Below are 19,927 nucleotides of genomic sequence, written 5' to 3'. Positions count from 1 at the left end.
CGGATTCATGGTGCGTACGAAAAGAACCCTCGCCGCGCTCGTCCTCACGGCGCTCGCGGTCCTCACCGCCGCCTGCGGCAAGGAGGGCAGCCCGCCGGTCAAGGGGCCGCAGCCCGACGAACTCCCCGTGTACCGCGTGGCCGCACAGTTCCAGCTGCCGTCCTCCTCGACCTGGAGCAAGGCGAAGCGGCGCGGACACCTCGTCGTCGGGGCCAAGGAGGACCAGCCCTACATGGGCGAGAAGGACCCGGCCACCGGCGTCTACTCCGGCTTCGACATCGAGATCGCCAAGATGATGTCGGCGTCCCTCGGCTTCGACCCCAAGACGATCGAGTTCAAGACGATCGCCTCCGCCAACCGGGAGACCGCCCTGCAGAACGGGCAGATCGACTACTACGTCGGCACCTACACCATCAACGACAACCGCAAGAAGCTCGTCGGCTTCGGCGGCCCGTACTACCTCGCCGGCCAGGGGCTGCTGGTGCGTACCGACGAGAACGACATCAACGGCCCCAAGGACCTGGACGGCAAGCGCGTCTGCTCGGCGGCGGGCTCCACCCCGTACCAGCGCATCCAGAGCGACTACCCCAAGGCCGAACTCGTCGCGTACGACACCTACTCGATCTGTGTCGACAACCTGCTGACCTATCAGGTCGACGCCGTCACCACCGACGACACCATCCTCAGCGGCTACGCGGCGAAGGTCCCCGACGAGCTCAAGGTCGTCGGCAAGCCCTTCTCCGCGGAGCCCTACGGCATCGGCGTCCCCAAGAGCGACAACGCCCTGCGCTTCGCCCTCGACGACGCCATCGCGCTGCGCGAGAAGAACGGCGACTGGCAGCAGGCGTACGACGCCACGCTCGGCCTCTCCGGGCGCAAGGCCGCCCCCGCCCCGCCCATCGACCGCTACCCGGCGAGCTGAGGAGGAAGCCCCCATGGACGTACTGACGCAGAACTTCTCGCTCTACGGCGACGGCTTCCTCGGCACCGTCGAACTGACCGTCTACGCCTCGGTCCTGGCCCTCGTACTCGGCTTCCTGATGGCCTCCTTCCGCGTCGCGCCGGTCGGCTCCTTCCGGGTCTTCGGCACGGTCTGGGTGGCCATCCTGCGCAACACCCCGCTGACCCTGCTCTTCTTCGCCGTCCTCCTCGGGCTGCCGCGCTTCGGACTCGTGCTGCCCTTCAAGGTGTTCGCCGTACTCGCGCTCGGCTGCTACACCTCGGCGTTCATCTGCGAGGCGCTGCGCTCCGGCATCAACACCGTGCCCAAGGGGCAGGGGGAGGCGGCCCGCAGCCTCGGGATGACCTTCGGGCAGACACTGTCCACCGTCGTCCTTCCCCAGGCGTTCCGCTCCGTCATCCCACCGATCGGCTCCACGATCATCGCGCTCGCCAAGAACTCGGCGATCGCCGGCGCCTTCAGCGTCACGGAGCTCCTGGGCACCTACAAAACCCTCAACGAGCTGGGCTACAGCATCATCTGGACCTTCGTCTGGATCGCCGTCGGCTACCTGATCATCACACTCACCATCAGCGCGCTCTTCAATGTGCTGGAGAAGCGCTATGGAGTCGCCCGATGACCGCAGATTCCACCGCCCTCTACGACATTCCCGGGCCCAAGACCCGCAAGCGGCACGCGCTGTACGGGGTCCTCTCCACGATCCTCATCGCCGGGCTTCTCGCCTGGGTGCTGTATCTCCTCTTCGACACCGACCAGTTCACCGCCCAGAAGTGGACGCCCTTCGAATACAAGGGCATTCAGGAACTGCTGCTGCGCGGCCTCGGCAACACGCTCAAGGCCTTCGCGTACGCCGCCGTGCTCTCGCTCGCCTTCGGTGCGGTCCTCGCGGTGGGGCGGCTCTCCGTCCACCGGCCGGTGCGGTGGGTGGCGACGCTCCTGGTGGAGTTCTTCCGCGCCATGCCCGTACTGGTGATGATCTTCTTCATCTTCGTGGCGCTCAAGGTGCAGCCGCTGCCGGCGCTGGTCACCGGACTCACCCTCTACAACGGGTCGGTGCTCGCCGAGATCTTCCGTACCGGCATCGGCAACGTGGAGCGCGGACAGCGCGAGGCCGCGTACGCGCTCGGGATGCGCAAGACACAGGTCATGACCCATGTCCTGGTGCCGCAGGCGGTGCGCGCGATGCTGCCGACGATCATCAGCCAGCTCGTGGTGACTCTCAAGGACACCTCGCTCGGCTATCTGATCACCTATGAGGAGTTCCTTCACGCGGGCAAGCTCATCGCGTCGAATCTCGACTACGATTTGCCGTTCATCCCCGTGGTGATGGTGATCTCACCGATCTACATCGGGATGTGCATGCTGCTCTCCTGGCTCGCCAACTGGACGGCCAGGAGACAGAAGCGCAACCCGAAGACCGAGGCCGTGGACGTGGGTCCGGCCGAACCAGGGACGCTGCTGCCGGGTGTGCAGTAGCTCGTAGGGCCATGCCCGTCCGGCAGCAGCCGGTGATCACTTCTTGCGCAGCCGGCGAGGAGAAGGTCAGCTGCGCGCCGGTCGGGTTGTGCTCTGTCACCAGAGGCCGTGGCCGTGGCAGGCGCCGTGTCAGCGCAGGGCGCTCTTCGTCTGCCAGTCGGCCCAGCTCACATTCCACTCGCCGTAGCCGTTGTTGAGGGCGACCGTGCCCTTGGCGTCCGACCCGGTGATTTCGAAGGGGTCGCCGACCTGCGCGAGGCCGTAGAGGTGGTCGGCGTCGGCGTCGCTCATGCCGATACAGCCCGAACTGTGGTTCGTGTTCCCGAAGTACGCGGCGTTCCAGGGCGCGGCGTGGGCGTACATCCCCGACCAGGTCAGCCGCATCGAGTCGTCGACCATCTTGTCGTAGCTTCTGCCGAGGCCGACGGTCTCGGAGCGCATGTTGATCGTGCCCTCCTTCGACATCAGCACCGCGACGCCCTTCCAGGAGGCCTTCTCGCCGCCGGGGGCGCCGCCCGAGACGGGGATCTGCTTCACCTGGCGGCCGTCCTGGTAGAGCGTGAGCTGCTTGGTGTCGAGGTTCACCTTCATCGACTGGCTCCTGCCGACGGTGAATTGGGTGGCGTAGTCGCGTACGAAGAAGCCGCCGGTCGTGCCGGAGTCCGTGCCGTTCAGGTCGGCCTTGAGCGTGACCTTGGTGCCGGGCTTCCAGTACTCCTTCGGGCGCCAGTCGACGCGGTCCTTGCCCGAGTAGTCCTGCATCCAGCCCCAGGAGCCCTCGGTGTGGTTCGAGGTGGAGACCTTCAGCTGCTTCTCCACGGCCGCCCGGTTCTTCACCGGGTGGTCGAAGACGATCGAGAGCGGCTGGGCGACACCGACCGTGGTGTTCTTGCCCGGGGCCAGCGTCAGCTTGTTCACCTTGGCGGCGGCGGCCGTGGCGAAGGAGGCCTTGGCCGTCCCGCCGTCCGGTGCGGTGGCCTGCACGGTGTATCCGGTGCCGGGTGCGGCCTTGCGGGTCGACGTCCAGGACCTGCCGTCGGCGGCGAGGGTGCCTGCGAGCGCCCCGCCCTTGTCGCCGGAGACCGTGACCTGCTTCAGCTTTCCGTCGGTGGCCGTCACCTTCACCGGTGCGCCTGCCTTCGCCTGCTGACCGGTGAGGCTTACCTCGATACGAGGGGCCGCCGCCACGGACCGGCCGCCCGGACTCGTACCGCCGCCCGAGCAGGCGGTGAGGGCGGCGGCGAGCGTTGCAGCGAGGGCCGTGGTGCCGACGGCGGTGGCCTTGCGTATGGGGCTCAAGACGGCTCCTCCAAAAGGGGTGGGTCCCCTGTGGAGAGTCCGATCAGGATGTCCTGGTTGCGGATCTTCGCGGTGAAATTACGGAAAGGTCCAAGGTCCCCGGCCGGTCGGGACCAAGGTCCCGGCCGCATTGCCGCCGCCCTGTTGACCAGAATTCAGCGAACCCCTGGCGCGAGCGGCCGAGACGATCCAAGCTCTCGGTGTGACGAATTCAGCGGACTCAACGGCGTACACGGCGCAGGCGGAGGAAGGCATCACTCTGCGGCTGCGAGGGAAGCTGCAGTGGATACCGGTCGCGGCCGTGGTGGTGGTGATCGCCTGGGCGGCGGCCACCGGATCGGTCTTCGACGGCCCCAATCAGGGCGCGGTCGCGGGCATCATGATGGTGATCGGCGGTGTGCTGTTGGCCGCGATCGCCGTGGCCTTCGCGGCGCATCTGGTGCGGCCGATGCGGGTCCGCGCGGACGCGGACGGGCTGACCGTACGGCTGCCGGCCTGGCCCGGGTCGACGCTCCCCTGGGACGCGCTCGCGGGCGTGAGCGCGGTCGCCGTCACCGAGGGGAGCCGCACCCGGCAGTACGTGGTCGTCGACTACGCCCCGGACACGGCCGCACTGCCCCGGCTGAGCCGCGCCCGCGCGACGTACGGCAGGATCGCGCCCCAGCTCGGGCGTGACGACGACGCCCAGGGCCTGGTCTTCGAGGAGCAGATCTTCGACTTCGACCCCGCCGGGCTGCTCGCCCTGATCCGGCAGTCCGCGCCTGCGGCCCTTCCGGTCAGCGATCTGCGCGATGCGTCGTACGGGGAGCGGGCGCCGGAGTCTGAGCCGCCCGCGTGACGTCGGCGACGAGCTCCACCACATCGGGGCCGTAGGCCTGGGAGTTGACGACCTTCAGCAGCAGGCAGAAGGACTTGTCACCGTACTTGCGCGCCAGTTTCTCGTGGTTGCGGGCCAGATAGCGGGACGCCGCCTGATTGGTGATCGCCTGCTGGCCGCAGAAGAGGAAGACCGGGCGGGCCTCGGGGCCCGTGGTGAGGCGGGCGATCAGTACGTAGGCGACCTTGCCGTTCTCCAGGCGGTAGCGCTCGCTGCCGATCTGCAGGGCGCCGCGGTCCGGGCCCGGCTCCACGTCGGTGTTGACCAGGATGCCGGGGAGCAGGGACTGGAGGTGGGCCGTCATACGGCGATTGGAGGCGGGGCCGCCGACGCAGAATTCGGTGCGCTCGCCGATGCCCTGCTGGGCGGTGTCGCCCGTGATGATCTGGGCGTGCGCGCCGCAGTCCTTGATCAGTGCGGCGAGTTCGAGGAGGGCGAAGACGTCGAAGCGGTGCACGGCGCCGTCGCCGCCGGCCTCGCGGTTGACGACCAGCACGCACTCGGAGTTGCCGGGGAGCCCGAAGAAGGCCTGTTTGCGGCGGAGTTTCCGGCGCCAGAGGTAGGTACGGGCGAGCCAGCCAACGGCGGCGCTGAGGCCGGCGGCTATGACGCCGAGCAGGATGTTGCGTACGTCGTCGGTCATGGTGCGGCATCGTACCGACCGACGTGCTCATGACGAACCGTCGGTGCGAGGACTACGCTGCGCGGACGTCCGTCGTATGGAGGTCTCTTGATGCGTCGCGCCACCGCACGGAAGCTCTCGCTCCTCGCCGTCACCGCCACGGCGGTCTCGCTGGGAGCGGCGTCCCCGCCATCCGCGACGCCAAGTCCGCCGGTCAAGGCGCCTGTTGCGGTCGGCTACGGGGGAGCGGTGTCCAGCGTCGACACGGACGCGTCGGCCGCCGGTATCGAGGTGCTGCGCAAGGGCGGCAACGCGGTGGATGCCGCCGTGGCCACGGCGGCCGCCCTCGGCGTCACCGAGCCGTACTCGGCGGGAGTGGGCGGAGGCGGGTATTTCGTCTACTACGACGCCAAGTCCCGCACCGTGCACACCATCGACGGCCGTGAGACGGCCCCGAAGTCCGCCACCTCCTCGCTCTTCCTGGAGAACGGCAAGCCCCTCGCCTTCGCCGACGCGGTGACCAGCGGTCTCGGCGTGGGCACCCCGGGCACACCCGCGACCTGGGACACCGCGCTCGACACGTGGGGCAGCAAGTCCCTGAAGTCGGTGCTGAAGCCGGCCGAGCGCATCGCCAGGGACGGGTTCACCGTCGACGACACCTTCCGCACCCAGACCGCCGGGAACCAGGCGCGGTTCGCGGACTTCCCCGCGACGGCCAAGCTCTTCCTGCCGGGCGGGCAGCTGCCGGTGGTGGGGTCCACCTTCAAGAACCCCGATCTGGCGCGCACGTATGAGGAGTTGGGGCGCAAGGGGGTCGGTGCGATCTACCACGGTGATCTCGGCGAGGACATCGTCCGTACCGTACGGAAACCTCCCGTGGCCGCGGGCTCCACGCGTGTGGCGCGCCCCGGCGATCTGACGGAGAAGGACCTGCGGGCGTACGAGGCGAAGATCCAGTCCCCGACGCGGGTCAACTACCGGGGGCTCGATGTGTACGGCATGGCGCCGTCCTCCTCGGGTGGCACCAGCGTGGGCGAGGCCCTCAACATCCTTGAGCGGACCGACCTTTCGAAGGCGTCCCAGGTGCAGTATCTGCACCACTACATCGAGGCGAGCCGGATCGCCTTCGCCGACCGGGGGCGCTGGGTGGGGGACCCGGCCTTCGAGTCCGTACCGACGAAGGGGCTCCTCTCGCAGCGGTTCGCCGACTCGCGGGCGTGCCTGATCAAGGACGACGCCGTACTGAAGAGCCCGCTCGCGCCGGGGGACCCGTCGCATCCGGCGGCGTGCGCGAGCAGCGGGGCCGCTGCCCCGACGACGTACGAGGGCGAGAACACGACGCACCTCACCGTCGCCGACAAGTGGGGCAACGTCGTCGCCTACACGCTGACCATCGAGCAGACGGGCGGCAGCGGCATCACGGTGCCGGGGCGCGGTTTCCTGCTCAACAATGAACTCACCGACTTCTCCTTCGCCCCCGCGAGCCCGACGGTCCACGACCCGAACCTGCCGGGCCCCGGCAAGCGGCCGCGCTCCTCGATCTCCCCGACGATCGTGCTGCAGCACGGGAAGCCGGTCCTCGCGGCCGGCTCCCCGGGTGGCGCGACGATCATCACGACCGTGCTGCAGACGCTCCTGGGCCACCTGGACCGCGGGCTGCCGCTGGTCGACGCGATCGCGGCGCCCAGGGCCAGCAATCGGAATGGGGCGAACACCGAGCTCGAACCCGCCCTGTACAACAGTCCGTTGAGGGCGCAGCTCGAAGCGCTCGGCCACACCTTTGTGCTGAATCCGGAGATCGGGGCGGCCACCGGAGTGCAGCGGCTCCCGGACGGGCGGTGGCTCGCGGCGGCCGAGACGGTGCGCAGGGGCGGCGGCTCGGCGATGGTGGTGTCGCCCTCCCCGAGCGGGCGCGGCTGAGTCAGAGCGCGGTGAGGATGCGGGGGCCGTCCTCGGTGACGGCCACCGTGTGCTCGGCGTGCGCGGCACGGCTGCCGTCCGAGGTGCGCAGGGTCCAGCCGTCCTGCGCCTCGTAGTACGCGTCCTTGCCGCTCGCGATCAGCATCGGCTCGATGGCGATGACCATGCCGGGGCGCAGCGGCATGCCGCGGCCGGGGCGGCCCTCGTTCGGGACGCCGGGGTCCTCGTGCATGGAGCGTCCGATGCCGTGCCCGCCGAAGCCGGCCGGGATGCCGTATCCGGCGCCGCGGCAGACCCGGCCGATGGCGTGGGAGATGTCGCCGATGCGATTGCCGACGACGGCCGCGGCGATGCCCGCTTCAAGGGCCTCGAAGGCGGTGTCGACCAGCCGGGTGTCGGCGTTCCGCGCACGGCCGACGGTGAAGCTGATGGCCGAGTCGCCCACCCAGCCGTTCAGCTTCGCCCCGAAGTCGGCGCTGAGCAGATCGCCGTCGCGCAGCCGGTAGTCGGTGGGGATGCCGTGCACGATCGCGTCGTTGACCGAGGTGCAGAGGACGGCGGGGAAGGGCATCGGCGCGAAGGCCGGGTGGTAGTTCAGGAAGGGGGAGCCGGCGCCCGCCTCGCGGAGGACGGCGTGCGCCACCTCGTCGAGGCGGCGGAGGGAGACGCCGACCGCGGCGGCTTCGCGTACGGCGGTGAGAGCCTGGGCGACGACCCGGCCGGCCTCGCGCATGGCATCGACATGTGTGGCTGTTTTCAGTTCGACCATGCCAATTACTATACCGGTCGGACTGGTATTAGAATAACGGCATGGTACGTACTCCGCTCACCCCCGAAGAACGTGAACGCGGCGCCCGCCTGGGTCAGCTGCTCCGCGAGGCGCGCGGTGCGCGCTCCATGGCCGAGGTGGCGGCGAGCGCCGGGATCTCTGACGAAACCCTCCGCAAGATCGAGACCGGGCGCGCGCCCACGCCCGCGTTCTTCACGATCTCCGCGCTGGCCCGTGCGCTCGGTCTGTCGATGGACGACATCGTGATCCGGTGTGCGCTGGTGCCCGTGTGACCTGGTCCGTGTGACCGGTCGCACTGCTCAGTCCGCGACCGCCAGCTGGATGCGGTGGTGGCGCGGCTCGTCGATCTCGTCGAGCAGGGCGATCGCCAGGTCCGGGTGCGCGATGTGCCCCGTACCGTCCAGGACCGTGCCGTCGGCCATGCGGTAGCCGCCGGTCCTCGGGCCCTCGGGGTCGAGGTTCATCGGCGGGACCACCATCAGCCAGTCAAGATCGGGACCGGCTGCGGCGAGCGTCTCGAACTCGGCCACATGCCCCTGCGAGAAGGCGCGGTGCTCCTCGGGGAAGGACGGGTCGTCCATGACCCGCACCCCCGGAGCGGTCTGCAGGGTGGTCGCGATGCCGATGACGACGAGGCGGCGCACGCCTGCCTTGCCGAGCCCTTCGATCAGGGCCTGGGCCGCTGCGACGAAATAGTCCTGGGACGGGATGTCGAGCCGTACCGAAGCGTTGATCGCCGCGTCGTGGCCCGCTGCGGCGCCCGCCACCGATGCGGCGTCCGTCGCGTCCCCCCGTACGACCGTGATGCCGGGACCCGCCAGATCCGCGTGCCTGCGCGGATCGCGGACGACCGCGGTGACCGTGTGACCGCGGCCGACGGCCTCCGCGGTCGCTGCCCGGCCGACGCGGCCGCCTGCGCCGAAGACGACGATGCTGCCCATGGGAACCCCCTGGTGTGTCCGTGGATGGCCTGCTGTGATGTCAGCGACCGTAGAACGGGGGGTGCCGGTATCTGCAAAGGTACTGGGGGGCTTCGCGGCTGCGGGGCTGCGGGGCTGCCTAAAGTGGGGTGCATGACAGAGCCGTTGAGCGCGGATATGTTCCCCGGCCCCGGCTGTGGGGACCGGCCCATGCCCTTCCGGGTCGGGGACAAATGGACCGGCTGGGTGCTGCGCTGCCTGGACGCGGGGCCGCGCCGCTTCTCCGAGCTGCGGGTCCCGCTGCACTGGGTCACGCCCAAGGTGCTCACCGAGACGCTGCGGGCGATGGAGCGCGACGGGTTTCTCACGCGTACGGTCCACGACGAGAGGCCGCCGCGCGTCACGTACGAACTCACCTTGCTGGGGCGCTCGCTGATCGGCCCCCTCGACGGGGCCTGTGCGTGGGCGCGCGAACATGCGCCGGAGATCGCCGAGGCGCGCGGAGCGTACCGTTCCTGAAAACGCGGCGTAGCGCGGACGTAACACAGCTGCGCTCGAATACGACCATGGCAGTGGGTCAACTCCCGGCTGAGGTCGGGACGTTCGCACGGTACCTGCGGGAACTCGCGGCGCTCCTCGACCGCGGCAGCGGCTGGTACGGAGTGTTCTGGCAACGCGATCCCGAGGGGATGCGGGCCTGTTTCGACGGCCGGGAGGTCCCGCCCTGGGATGTGGTCGCCTCGCTTCTGCAGGACCTGTCCCAGGTGCGCGGCCCTGCTTTCGCCGAAGGCGAGACAGTGCGGGCCCGGACGCTGCACGGCGCCTCGGCGGCGGCGTACGACCGGCGTCCCGGCGGGCGCGACGCGGTGGCCGAGCGCCTGGAGATGATGCGCGCCGAACGGGGGCACGTGGCCGGGCGCGAGCAGCAGCTCGCGCAACTGCTGCGCGATGCGGCCGACGGGGCAGAGGCTCGGCGGATCGGTGACGAGCTGGCCTGGGTGCGCGACGACGGACGTCGGGCGGGGGCCCGCTGTGAGGAGCTCAGGGTTCGGCTGGCGGTGACGGATGCTGCCGTGGAGCCTCGACTCGCCGTGCCTGAGGGGTGGTTCAGGGACGGCGGGGGTGGTGCGGTGTCCGTACGTACGGAGGAGCGGCCCCCTGCGCCGGTCGAGGCCGAGCCGAAGCCCCGACGTCGGCCGCGCGGCGCACGGTTCGCCGGGATCGAGGACGACGAGGGCGCCATGCCCGCGCCCGCCCTGCCCATGCCGCCCACGGACCAGGCCCCCGCCGCGGTGCCGCGCGGGGCGCGGTTCGGGGGCGGGGCACGCGAGGAGCGGACGGTGCGCGAGGGGCGGGCAGTGCGCGAGGGACGGGCGGAGCCGGATGGGGCGCGGCCGCAGCAAGGCGCGGCAGCCCGGCGGGCCGCCGCGGAGACCGTGGGCCTGCTGCTCCGGCTGCGGGCCGAGGGGCGCAGCGGCGAGGCGCACGGGGTGCTGTGCGAGGCCGCGGGCAGGGATCCGGGGCAGCTGCCCGTACTGGCCGAGGAACTGCACCGCGCCGGGCTCGCCGCCGACTGGGCGAGCCTGCTCTGGGAGGTGGCTTCGCTGCCGCCCGGCCAACTCGCTTCGGCCGCAGGCGCGTTGGCTGCGGCCGGCCGTACCCAGGACTCCGGTCAGCTGCTGCGTCAGGGGGTGTCCAGGTCCGCCGACGAGATCGCCGACGCCGTCCTGGAGCTCGGCGACGCGGGGCGCGGGTGGGAGGCGGATGCGCTGCTCGACGCCTTCGTCCAGGTGCGGACACCGGAGGAGTCGGCCCGGATCGCGGAAGGGGACCCCGTCGGTCTCGTACCGAAACTGCTCGCGGCCGCGGCCGGGGTCTCGGCGTCCAGGGAGCGCGACGTACTGCACGCCTTGAGGGTGGCCGGCTTCGCCAACTGATCGAATCGGTGCGAAACATGATCGACTCGGCCTGTTGACGGCGATGGTCTTGCCCTGCCCGGTACGGGGGCTTACGTTCTCCTGCAACGCCCTGGAGTCTACGGGCGTAGAAGGTCTCTGACGTCCTGTGTAAGGGAGCAAGTCATGGCCAAGGTCGTACGGGCCGCACTCGTCCAGGCAACCTGGACGGGCGACGCTGAGTCCATGATCGCCAAGCATGAGGAGCATGCCCGGGAGGCGGCCCGGCAGGGTGCGCAGATCATCGGCTTCCAGGAAGTCTTCAACGCCCCCTACTTCTGCCAGGTACAGGAGCCCGAGCACTACCGCTGGGCGGAGGCGGTCCCGGACGGGCCGACCGTCCAGCGGATGCAGGCCCTCGCCCGCGAGACCTCGATGGTGATCGTCGTCCCGGTCTACGAGGAGGAGCAGCCCGGGGTCTACTACAACACCGCGGCGGTGATCGACGCCGACGGCACGTACCTCGGCAAGTACCGCAAGCACCACATCCCCCAGGTCAAGGGCTTCTGGGAGAAGTACTACTTCAAGCCGGGCAATGGGGGCTGGCCCGTCTTCGACACGGCGGTCGGCAAGGTCGGCGTCTACATCTGCTACGACCGCCACTTCCCCGAGGGCTGGCGCCAACTCGGCCTGAACGGCGCCCAGATCGTCTACAACCCGTCCGCCACCTCGCGCGGTCTCTCCTCCTACCTCTGGCAGCTGGAACAGCCCGCGGCCGCCGTCGCCAACGAGTACTACATCGCTGCGATCAACCGGGTCGGGCAGGAAGAGTACGGCGACAACGACTTCTACGGCACGAGCTACTTCGTCGACCCGCGCGGCCAGTTCGTCGGCGACGTCGCCTCCGACAAGGAGGAAGAACTTGTCGTCAGGGATCTCGACATGGACCTGATCGAGGAAGTACGCCAGCAGTGGGCGTTCTACCGGGACCGCCGACCCGACGCGTACGAGGGGCTGGTGCAGCCGTGACCGATCAACTCCACGACCGCCACAAGGCAGTTCTGCCGGACTGGCTCGCGCTCTACTACGACCGCCCCCTTGAGATCACCCACGGCGAGGGCCGCCACGTCTGGGACGCCGAGGGCCGCAAATACCTCGACTTCTTCGGCGGCATCCTCACCACGATGACCGCGCACGCGCTCCCCGAGGTCACCAAGGCGGTGGCCGAGCAGGCCGGCCGGATCATCCACTCGTCGACGCTCTACCTCAACCGCCCGATGGTCGAACTGGCCGAACGCATCGCCGCGTTGTCCGGCATCCCCGACGCCCGGGTCTTCTTCACCACCTCGGGCACGGAGGCGAACGACACCGCCCTCCTGCTGGCGACCGCGTACCGCAACTCGAACCAGATCCTCGCGATGCGCAACAGCTACCACGGCCGGTCCTTCACGACCGTGGGCATCACGGGCAACAGGGGCTGGTCGCCCACGAGCCTCACTCCACTGCAGACGCTGTACGTCCACGGAGGGGTCCGCAGCCGCGGACCGTACGCGCACCTGAGCGACGGCGAGTTCATCGCGGCCTGCGTCGCCGACCTGGAAGACCTCTTGGGCCACACCCGCGACGTCGCCGCTCTCATCGCCGAGCCGATCCAGGGCGTCGGCGGCTTCACCGCACCGCCCGACGGCCTGTACGCCGCCTTCCGCGAAGTCCTCGACCGGCACGGCATCCTCTGGATCGCGGACGAGGTACAGACCGGCTGGGGCCGCACCGGCGACCACTTCTGGGGCTGGCAGGCCCACGGCGATAAGGGCCCGCCCGACCTCCTCACCTTTGCCAAGGGCATCGGCAACGGCATGTCGATCGGCGGCGTCGTGGCCCGCGCCGAAGTCATGAACTGCCTTGACGCCAACTCCATTTCGACCTTCGGCGGCTCCCCGGTCACCATGGCGGCCGGCCTCGCGAACCTCACGTACCTCCTCGAACACGACCTCCAGGGCAACGCCCGCAGGGTCGGCGGACTGCTCACGGAGCGGCTGCGGGCGATCGCCGCGCAGTCTCCTTTCGTACGGGAAGTACGCGGCCACGGCCTGATGATCGGCATCGAGCTGGTGCAGCCGGGCACAGACGAGGCGAACCCTGCGGCGGCAGCGGCCGTCCTGGAAGCCGCCCGCGAAGGCGGACTCCTCATCGGCAAGGGAGGCGGCCACAACACCAGCGTGCTGCGCATCGCACCCCCGATGACGCTGACGGTTGCGGAGGCCGAGGAAGGCGCCGCCGTAATCGAGCAGGCGCTGCGCACGCTGTGCTGAGCCGCTCACGGAGGAAGCGCTCACGGAGAGAGCAGGGAGAGGAAGCATGAGCCGTACGGTCATCCGGGGCGGACTGGTCATCACCGCCGCCGACGAGATCCACGCCGACGTCCTGATCGAGGACGGCACGATCGCCGCCCTCGCCGCCCACGGCAGCGAGCCCGCCGCGGCCTGGACCGCGGAGCGCACCCTCGACGCGACGGGCAAGTACGTCATCCCGGGCGGCGTGGACGCCCACACCCACATGGAGCTCCCGTTCGGCGGGACGTTCGCGTCCGACACTTTCGAGACGGGGTCGCGGGCGGCGGCGTGGGGCGGCACTACCACGATCGTCGACTTCGCGGTCCAGAGCGTCGGCGGCTCGCTGCGCGAGGGCCTGGACACCTGGCACGCGAAGGCCCAGGGCAACTGTGCGATCGACTACGGCTTCCACATGATCATGTCGGACGTCAACGAGTCGACGCTGAAAGAGATGGACCTGCTGGTCGGCGAAGGGATCAGCTCGTTCAAGCTCTTCACGGCCTACCCCGGTGTCTTCTACAGCGACGACGGCCAGATCCTGCGCGCGATGCAGAAGGGCGCCGCGAACGGCGGCCTGATCATGATGCACGCGGAGAACGGCATGGCGATCGACGTGCTCGTGGAACAGGCGCTGGCCCGCGGCGAGACCGATCCGCGCTACCACGGCGAGGTGCGCAAGGCGCTCCTGGAGGCCGAGGCGACGCATCGGGTGATCAAGCTTGCGCAGGTGGCGGGGGCGCCGGTCTACGTGGTCCACGTATCGGCGATGGAGGCCCTGGCCGAGATCTCCCGGGCCCGCGACGAGGGCCTGCCGGTCTTCGGTGAGACGTGCCCGCAGTACCTCTTCCTGTCGACGGACAACTTGGCGGAGCCGGACTTCGAGGGCTCGAAGTACGTCTGCAGCACGCCACTTCGCCCCAAGGAGCACCAGGCGCACCTGTGGCGCGGCCTGCGCACGAACGACCTTCAGGTGGTCTCCACGGACCACTGCCCGTTCTGCTTCACGGGCCAGAAGGACCTGGGTCGCGGCGACTTCTCCAAGATCCCCAACGGGATGCCGGGGGTGGAGAACCGCATGGATCTGCTCCACCAGGGTGTGGTCGACGGACACATCACCCGCCGCCGGTGGATCGAGATCGCGTGCGCCGCGCCGGCCAGGATGTTCGGCTTGTACGGCAAGAAGGGCACGATCGCGCCGGGTGCCGACGCGGATGTCGTGATCTACGATCCGGCCGCCGAGCAGGTCATCTCGGCCGAGACGCATCACATGAACGTCGACTACTCGGCGTACGAGGGCAAGCGGGTCACGGGCCGGGTGGAGACGGTCCTGTCGCGCGGCGAGGTGATCATCGAGGCTGGCGAGTACAAGGGACGGGCCGGGCACGGCAAGTTCCTCCCGCGTGCCACCAGCCAGTATCTCGACTGACAGTGGCCGGCGTTTCAGCTGGTGGGGCTGAGTGTGAGGTCGCCGACTATGTCGAAGAGCGCGACGAGTCCGACGTGCATGCTGAGGCAGAATGTGCGGGTGGTCATCATCGACAATTCCGGCACGTCGCGTCGTCGGAACCGGGCAGGGATCTATGCCTCCGCGACACTCGGCTGCCTCGCCTTGGCCGTGTCAGCGGTGCTGCTGCTGATCGTGGCCCCCTCCCGGTTCGACGAGGGCCGGGACTTCAACGCCGCGCGGCCGTGTGCAGCGCACGGCGGGGACGACTGCTTGCGCTCCGTCCCAGGGACCGTCGCCGAGATCACCACGCACGACAAGCCGAAGGGGAACGACTACTACCAGCTCGTCTTTGTCGAGGCGGGCGGACAGCGCAGAGGAGTGACCTTCTCGGGCAGCCCGGCGGAAGCCCCGGTGGCCTCGGTCGGACAGGACATCGAGTTGACCTACTGGCGAGGCCAGGCCAGGTTCGCCGACTACCCAAGCGGCCGTAAATACTCCCAGGCAGATCCACGCGACGACTACGGGGCGCCCATGGCATGGGGGCTGCCCGCCGGGATCATGGGCCTGTACGGGATGTGGAGCTGGCTCTGGTGGGCCAAACTCTCCCACCTGTCCCGGCGCCGGTCGCCCTGGCAGCTCTGGGTGCCGATGCTTGGCTGCGGGGTGGTCGCGGGCGTTGCCGGCTTCGCGGCGATGACTGCCGGCAGTATGGGGGCGGCATGGTTGGTCACCGGCGCCAGTGCCCTGGTGATGCTCGTGGTCAGCCCGATGATCGGACTGATCGCCTGGTGGCGGCAGCGTGGGGATGACACGGTGGCCATGGAACCACTGGTGCCCACCGGGGAACGGGTCTTCGCAGGTGCCGTACGAGGTGAGATCCCCTACGCGAGCCATGGCGCACCCCTCGTCGCCGGCCCCGGTTTTCTTGCCGTGTCGATCGAACCCGCTGGAGCCCTCCTCCACCGTCAGCTCCCACCCAGCCTCGCCCCGGTCCGCGTCCGCCCTGAGTACTGGACAGATCCGGGTGCCGGCCTGGCCGACAAGAAGACGAAACCCCTCGTCCTGGAATGCGAGGACAACGGCGTTCCGGTGTTCATCACCGCCGACCGCAAGGACCTCCCGTGGGTCCTCGGTGCTCTCCAGAGCCGGGCGCTCACGGCGCCAGCGGCAGCTCGACGCCCATGACCACACATGGGCCGGGCGCCGCAGAGGGCAGCATCCGACGCAGAAGGTCCTGGTGGCTCCGCTGCCTGTACAACGTGCGTGCGGGGAACTGAGCGAGGAGTTCCACGCATTGGGCTTACTGACTCAGGTCGATGACGACGCGCTCGCCGACCGCTGGAGCGTGGAACCGTATCCGCCGGGCGGCAAGGCTGTGTGGGCCGAGGTGACTAGAGCCGATCTCGAATCATCCGTTGCAGCAGGCAGGTATGCCACAGTCCGGAGGCGATCTCGGCCTCACGAGCCATGGCCCGCGTGAACTCCCTATCCGCGAAGCCGGTCTGTGCGAGCTGCTGGACCACGGCCTCCAAGTGCCGGCCCGTCCTGGCGATCCGCTCGGCGTGCGCCGCCGCGAGCCGTGGGGCGAGCTCCGCTTCCCGTTGCGCCATGGCCATGAGGTCGTCGAACTCCCCGTCGCTGTACGAGGACGGAAGGTCGGGAAGGTCGGCCAAGGTGAGCTTCGGGACCTGCCCGTAGCGATGGGGCTCGGTCTCGGCACGGCCGAGCACGCGGTTCATCAGGCGTCGAGGCTCATCGAAACGGCGCACCTCCGCTATCAATTCCTTGAGCTTCGACAACTCCGCGGATACCGCGTCCGAGTTCTCGGCGGCCACCGCTGCCTGCAGTCGGTCCGCCACATTCGCTGCGCTCTCCGCGGCCTTGTCGATGGCCGCATCGCACGCGTCGAGTTCGGCGAATACCCGCCCGGCGGTGTGGATGGACGAGCGCACCATGCTCATCACATCCCCTTCGAACCCGCCTACTGTTGCGGCGAGTTCAGAGGTGGTGAGGGACGCTGCCCTCAGGAGGTCCTCCACGTTCGGCGTTCTGACGGTCGTCGACCTGCTCTCCACGCTTCCCCCTTGCCCGGCGACATCCTGCCTTGGTCAGAACTCTACGATGCGTCACTTCCTCGGCCTCCATTGCCTCACCACGCTGCCGGGGGTCGCGCCCGTGATCCGCGGGCGTCCGTCGAGGCCGCCGTCCTTCGGCCTGTCGGCCACGACACGAACGTAATGTGAGATCGACGGCGACCAGGCCGCGCACCGAACGAGGAGAGCAATGGCCGGCGAGTACCCCGAATTCCGTCTGCGGCTGCCCAACAACGGGCCCTTGGCCGCCGGTCGCCTCCTGAAGGAAAAGGGCACGAACGGAAGCCAGAAGTTCATCGTGCTGGCCGGGTCGCCGGTCCGGCCCGAGGTGGTGCCTTCGTTCGCGGTACGGGTGCCGTCCGCGTACGGGCTGCGGGAGCGGAAGATCGCCGAGGGGGTGATCCGGGAGTCCGAGACCTGGCCCGGCTGGCTCGAGACTTTCGAGGACATCGACTGCAATTCGCCCTCCGCCGCCGCGGAAATCCTCGTCGGACGCAGTGCCAACGGCTGGCTCGAGTGGAAGACCGAGGACGGGAACCCGCTCTCCGACTACATCGAGAACCTGTGGCTGGGCCCGAGCCGGGCCTGGCTGGTCCGTGGCTCCAACGTCACCGGGCTCGACCTCGTGCAGCGAATGTGGCTGCCCGAGGAGCTCGTCACTCTCGCCGCCAAACACCTGCGGCAGGAGTTCGGGCAGGTCGCGAGCGTGGACCAGGTACGGGCCGCCGTCGAGGAGGATTACGAGTCCGCGGCGACGTACAACCAGAAGAAGCAGCTGGTCGAAGAGTTCCACTCCTTCATCGCCCGGATGAGGCCCGGCGACACGGTGTGCACGCTCTCCGGCGGGATCCTGTATGTAGGCGAGATCACGGGAGCCGTCGAGCAGATCGAATCCGAGGACGGGCGGTCGAATCTGCGGCGCGCCGTGCAGTGGCAGGGCGAAGGGTACGCCTACGACAAGCTGCCGGAGGAGCTCCAGCAGCGGCTGTCCACTCAGCACGACGTCGTCGATCTGACCACGGTGAAAGACCTGCTCGACGGTCTGGGCATGAGCGACGCCGATCTGATCGAGGAGGCCGAGGCCGCCGACCGCGACGCGAGCCTCGAACTTCCCGCGATCGTCGCCAGACGTGAGCTCGAACTTCCCGTTCCTGACGCCGAGTTGGTGCAGTCTCTGCTTGTCCACGATGTGGCGTGGCTGCGGGAAGTGCGGGATCTCCTGTGGGACGACAAACAGCTCGTGCTGTACGGCCCGCCCGGCACGGGCAAGACGTATCTGGCCATGAAGCTCGCCGAGTTCCTCGGGGGCGGGCCCGAGCAGGTCAAGCTCGTCCAGTTCCACCCCTCGTACTCGTACGAGGACTTTTTCGAGGGGTTCAGGCCGCAGGAGGATCCCGAGACCCACGAGGTCGCGTTCCGGCTGACCGCAGGGCCTTTGCGGGAGCTGGCCGATCTGGCCTCGCGTGAAGGAAACCGGCACATCCCGCACTTCCTGATCATCGACGAGATCAACAGGGCCAATCTCGCGAAAGTCTTCGGCGAGCTGTACTTCCTCCTCGAGTACCGCAGGAAGACGGTCCGGCTCACGTATTCGGGCGACGACTTCGCGCTTCCGCCCAACCTCTTCGTCATCGGCACCATGAACACCGCCGACCGTTCCATCGCGCTCGTCGACGCGGCGATGCGACGGCGGTTCGCGTTCGTCGAACTGTCGCCGCGCACCGAGCCGACCAGCGGGTTGCTGCGGCGATGGCTGGCCGACGAGGGGAGAGACTCCGAGCCTGCCGACCTGCTCGACGAGCTCAACTCCCGCATCGACGAGGCCGACTTCAGGATCGGGCCCTCGTATCTGATGAAGCCCGGTGTGTACCGGGACGGCGGAATCGAGCGGACCTGGCGGACCAAGATCCTCCCCCTGCTCGAGGAGCACCACTACGGGGAGGGCCGGGACATCGAGAAGCAGTACGGGCTCGCCGCGCTCCGTGCGGCCCTGCCCGACCTTGCCCCGGACGCGCGCGAGACCGGAGCATGAGCGACGGCAGCGACGGCGCGGTCATCGAGCTCGTCGAGCATGCGCGGCCGGTGAGCCGGCCACTGCCCGATGCCGTCGGGCGCGCGCTCGCCGCGTCACGGATCGTCGACGCCGCACCCGATCCGTACGTGGCCGGGAAGTGGACGCTGAAAGCCGGAAGCAAGGTCGGAGCCGTGCGCCTTGAGGTGGCGGGGGAGGAGGCCATCACCCTGCGGATCACTCCGAAGGTCGCTATCGGCCGGCTGTTCTTCCTCCTCGGCTACAGCCTCGACCCGCGCGGCTGGCGCGACGGCGATGTCGACGTGGCCGAGCACCGCGAGCTGCTGCCCGCCCTCGCGTACGCCTTCGAGCGACAGGTCGAACGGGCCCTCGGGCGCGGCCTGTTGCAGGGCTACCGGCACACCGAGGAGTCGTCCCTCGTCGTACGGGGGCGGATCCGCGAGGCCGAACAGATCCGGCGGCGGTTCGGCGCCGCGCTGCCCGTCGAGATCGCTTACGACGAGTTCACCACCGACATCGCGGAGAATAGGCTGCTGCGCGCAGCCGTCGAACGGCTCCTGCGGGTGCCGGGGGTGCCGCGCACCGTACGCGTCCGGCTGCTGCATCAGCGGGCCCGGCTCGCGGACGTCGCACCGCTGGTGCGCGGGCAGGAACTGCCACCGTGGCGCGCGACCCGGCTCAACTCCCGCTACCGGCAAGCCCTTCACCTCGCACGAGCCATCCTCGACGGTGCGTCGGCGGAACACCGGGCCGGGGCTCTGCGCATCGACGGATTCCTCTTCGACATGAACAAGCTCTTCGAGGATTTCGTGTGCGTCGCCCTGTGCGAGGCGCTCCTGCCGTACGGGGGACGCGGCAGCCTCCAGGCCAAGGGGGTCCATCTCGACGAGGACGATGCGATCCGGATGCGGCCCGACTTCGTCTGGTACGGGGACGGAGGGCAGCCCCTGCTCGTCGCCGACGCCAAGTACAAGGCGGGGAAACCGGACGGGTATCCGGACGCCGACCTCTATCAGATGCTCGCCTACTGCACCGCCCTCGGGCTCGGCTCCGGACATCTCGTGTACGCGAAGGGCAACGCCCCGCACACCCGGCACCAAGTGCGGCAGGCCGGAACCGTACTGCATCAGCATGCCCTCGGCCTCGACCAGGAACCGGCAGGGCTCCTGGATGAAGTGGGACTGCTGGTAAGGGAGATGGTGCACGGGACACGCCAATGACCGCTCGGCGGGGGCAAAAGTTCATGCATGTCCGCATCGAGA

Annotated in this window: 19 protein-coding genes; 14 read left to right on the top strand and 5 right to left on the bottom strand. The window is 69.2% G+C overall.

The genetic code is table 11. The features are described 5' to 3' along the window. Positions 1–7: 7 nt before the first annotated feature. From AB0H78_RS06615 to AB0H78_RS06605, 3 genes are read left to right on the top strand one after another with little or no spacing between them, the layout of a single operon-like run. The gene (locus AB0H78_RS06615; protein ID WP_363233144.1) at positions 8–922 is read left to right on the top strand and encodes a glutamate ABC transporter substrate-binding protein; all 915 of its coding nucleotides are present in this window, start codon (positions 8–10) and stop codon (positions 920–922) included. A 13-nt stretch (positions 923–935) separates the two neighbouring features. Continuing rightward, entirely contained in the window at positions 936–1,580 is a 645-nt protein-coding gene (locus AB0H78_RS06610; RefSeq protein WP_363233143.1) for an amino acid ABC transporter permease, read from the top strand. Continuing rightward, the gene (locus tag AB0H78_RS06605; RefSeq protein WP_363233142.1) at positions 1,577–2,437 is read left to right on the top strand and encodes an amino acid ABC transporter permease; all 861 of its coding nucleotides are present in this window, start codon (positions 1,577–1,579) and stop codon (positions 2,435–2,437) included. The genes AB0H78_RS06610 and AB0H78_RS06605 overlap by 4 nt, the downstream gene beginning before the upstream one ends. Positions 2,438–2,566: 129 nt before the next feature. On the opposite strand, the gene AB0H78_RS06600 is transcribed toward AB0H78_RS06605, so the two are convergent. Then, positions 2,567–3,736, bottom strand: a complete 1,170-nt coding sequence (locus tag AB0H78_RS06600) for an Ig-like domain-containing protein (protein WP_363233141.1) — start codon at positions 3,734–3,736, stop codon at positions 2,567–2,569. A gap of 202 nt (positions 3,737–3,938) precedes the next feature. Here AB0H78_RS06600 and AB0H78_RS06595 point away from each other — a divergent pair, with 202 nt between their 5' ends. Beyond that, positions 3,939–4,574 carry a hypothetical protein gene (locus AB0H78_RS06595; RefSeq protein WP_363233140.1) on the top strand — a complete coding sequence of 212 codons (636 nt, stop codon included), beginning with the start codon at positions 3,939–3,941 and terminating at the stop codon, positions 4,572–4,574. Here the strand turns inward: AB0H78_RS06595 and AB0H78_RS06590 are convergent. After that, on the bottom strand, positions 4,513–5,256 hold the full coding sequence (locus AB0H78_RS06590) for a hypothetical protein (protein ID WP_363233139.1): 744 nt from the start codon (positions 5,254–5,256) through the stop codon (positions 4,513–4,515). The two genes, AB0H78_RS06595 and AB0H78_RS06590, sit on opposite strands and share 62 nt — an antisense overlap. Before the next feature lie 90 nt (positions 5,257–5,346). Here AB0H78_RS06590 and ggt point away from each other — a divergent pair, with 90 nt between their 5' ends. Further along, positions 5,347–7,155, top strand: a complete 1,809-nt coding sequence (ggt, locus tag AB0H78_RS06585; RefSeq protein ID WP_363233138.1) for a gamma-glutamyltransferase — start codon at positions 5,347–5,349, stop codon at positions 7,153–7,155. Position 7,156: 1 nt separating this feature from the next. Here ggt and map read toward each other — a convergent pair whose 3' ends face one another. Next, the gene (gene map / locus AB0H78_RS06580; RefSeq protein ID WP_363233137.1) at positions 7,157–7,924 is read right to left on the bottom strand and encodes a type I methionyl aminopeptidase; all 768 of its coding nucleotides are present in this window, start codon (positions 7,922–7,924) and stop codon (positions 7,157–7,159) included. Between the two features lie 41 nt (positions 7,925–7,965). Here map and AB0H78_RS06575 point away from each other — a divergent pair, with 41 nt between their 5' ends. Next, the gene (locus AB0H78_RS06575; protein WP_363233136.1) at positions 7,966–8,217 is read left to right on the top strand and encodes a helix-turn-helix transcriptional regulator; all 252 of its coding nucleotides are present in this window, start codon (positions 7,966–7,968) and stop codon (positions 8,215–8,217) included. A 27-nt stretch (positions 8,218–8,244) separates the two neighbouring features. Here the strand turns inward: AB0H78_RS06575 and AB0H78_RS06570 are convergent, their stop codons facing one another. After that, positions 8,245–8,886, bottom strand: coding sequence for an NAD(P)H-binding protein (locus AB0H78_RS06570; RefSeq protein ID WP_363233135.1), 642 nt, complete (start codon positions 8,884–8,886; stop codon positions 8,245–8,247). Between the two features lie 132 nt (positions 8,887–9,018). Between AB0H78_RS06570 and AB0H78_RS06565 the strand changes: the two genes are divergently transcribed. The 6 genes from AB0H78_RS06565 (at position 9,019) to AB0H78_RS06540 (ending at position 15,725) form a co-directional block, all read left to right on the top strand. Further along, on the top strand, positions 9,019–9,384 hold the full coding sequence (locus tag AB0H78_RS06565) for a helix-turn-helix domain-containing protein (RefSeq protein ID WP_363233134.1): 366 nt from the start codon (positions 9,019–9,021) through the stop codon (positions 9,382–9,384). Between the two features lie 47 nt (positions 9,385–9,431). After that, positions 9,432–10,802 (top strand): hypothetical protein, encoded by a 1,371-nt coding sequence (locus tag AB0H78_RS06560; RefSeq protein ID WP_363233133.1) that lies wholly within the window; start codon positions 9,432–9,434, stop codon positions 10,800–10,802. A gap of 144 nt (positions 10,803–10,946) precedes the next feature. Next, positions 10,947–11,789, top strand: coding sequence for a nitrilase-related carbon-nitrogen hydrolase (locus AB0H78_RS06555; RefSeq protein WP_363233132.1), 843 nt, complete (start codon positions 10,947–10,949; stop codon positions 11,787–11,789). After that, on the top strand, positions 11,786–13,072 hold the full coding sequence (locus AB0H78_RS06550; protein ID WP_363233131.1) for an aspartate aminotransferase family protein: 1,287 nt from the start codon (positions 11,786–11,788) through the stop codon (positions 13,070–13,072). The genes AB0H78_RS06555 and AB0H78_RS06550 overlap by 4 nt, the downstream gene beginning before the upstream one ends. A 46-nt stretch (positions 13,073–13,118) precedes the next feature. After that, positions 13,119–14,519 carry a dihydropyrimidinase gene (gene hydA / locus AB0H78_RS06545; RefSeq protein WP_363233130.1) on the top strand — a complete coding sequence of 467 codons (1,401 nt, stop codon included), beginning with the start codon at positions 13,119–13,121 and terminating at the stop codon, positions 14,517–14,519. Positions 14,520–14,597: 78 nt separating this feature from the next. After that, positions 14,598–15,725, top strand: a complete 1,128-nt coding sequence (locus tag AB0H78_RS06540; protein ID WP_363233129.1) for a hypothetical protein — start codon at positions 14,598–14,600, stop codon at positions 15,723–15,725. 206 nt (positions 15,726–15,931) lie between these two features. On the opposite strand, the gene AB0H78_RS06535 is transcribed toward AB0H78_RS06540, so the two are convergent. Beyond that, complete coding sequence (locus AB0H78_RS06535) at positions 15,932–16,501, bottom strand: hypothetical protein (RefSeq protein ID WP_363233128.1); 570 nt, start codon at positions 16,499–16,501, stop codon at positions 15,932–15,934. Between the two features lie 322 nt (positions 16,502–16,823). Between AB0H78_RS06535 and AB0H78_RS06530 the strand changes: the two genes are divergently transcribed. Together AB0H78_RS06530 and AB0H78_RS06525 are read left to right on the top strand one after the other, a co-directional pair. After that, positions 16,824–18,665, top strand: a complete 1,842-nt coding sequence (locus tag AB0H78_RS06530; RefSeq protein ID WP_363233127.1) for a DUF4357 domain-containing protein — start codon at positions 16,824–16,826, stop codon at positions 18,663–18,665. Continuing rightward, on the top strand, positions 18,662–19,885 hold the full coding sequence (locus AB0H78_RS06525; protein ID WP_363233126.1) for a restriction endonuclease: 1,224 nt from the start codon (positions 18,662–18,664) through the stop codon (positions 19,883–19,885). Before AB0H78_RS06530 ends, AB0H78_RS06525 begins: the two co-directional genes overlap by 4 nt. The last annotated feature ends 42 nt before the right edge of the window (positions 19,886–19,927 follow it).

The organism is Streptomyces sp. NPDC050738, from assembly GCF_040654175.1.
GTDB lineage: Bacteria > Actinomycetota > Actinomycetes > Streptomycetales > Streptomycetaceae > Streptomyces.
The sequence above is the reverse complement of the archived record's forward strand: the minus strand, read 5'-3'. Positions and strand labels throughout refer to the sequence as shown.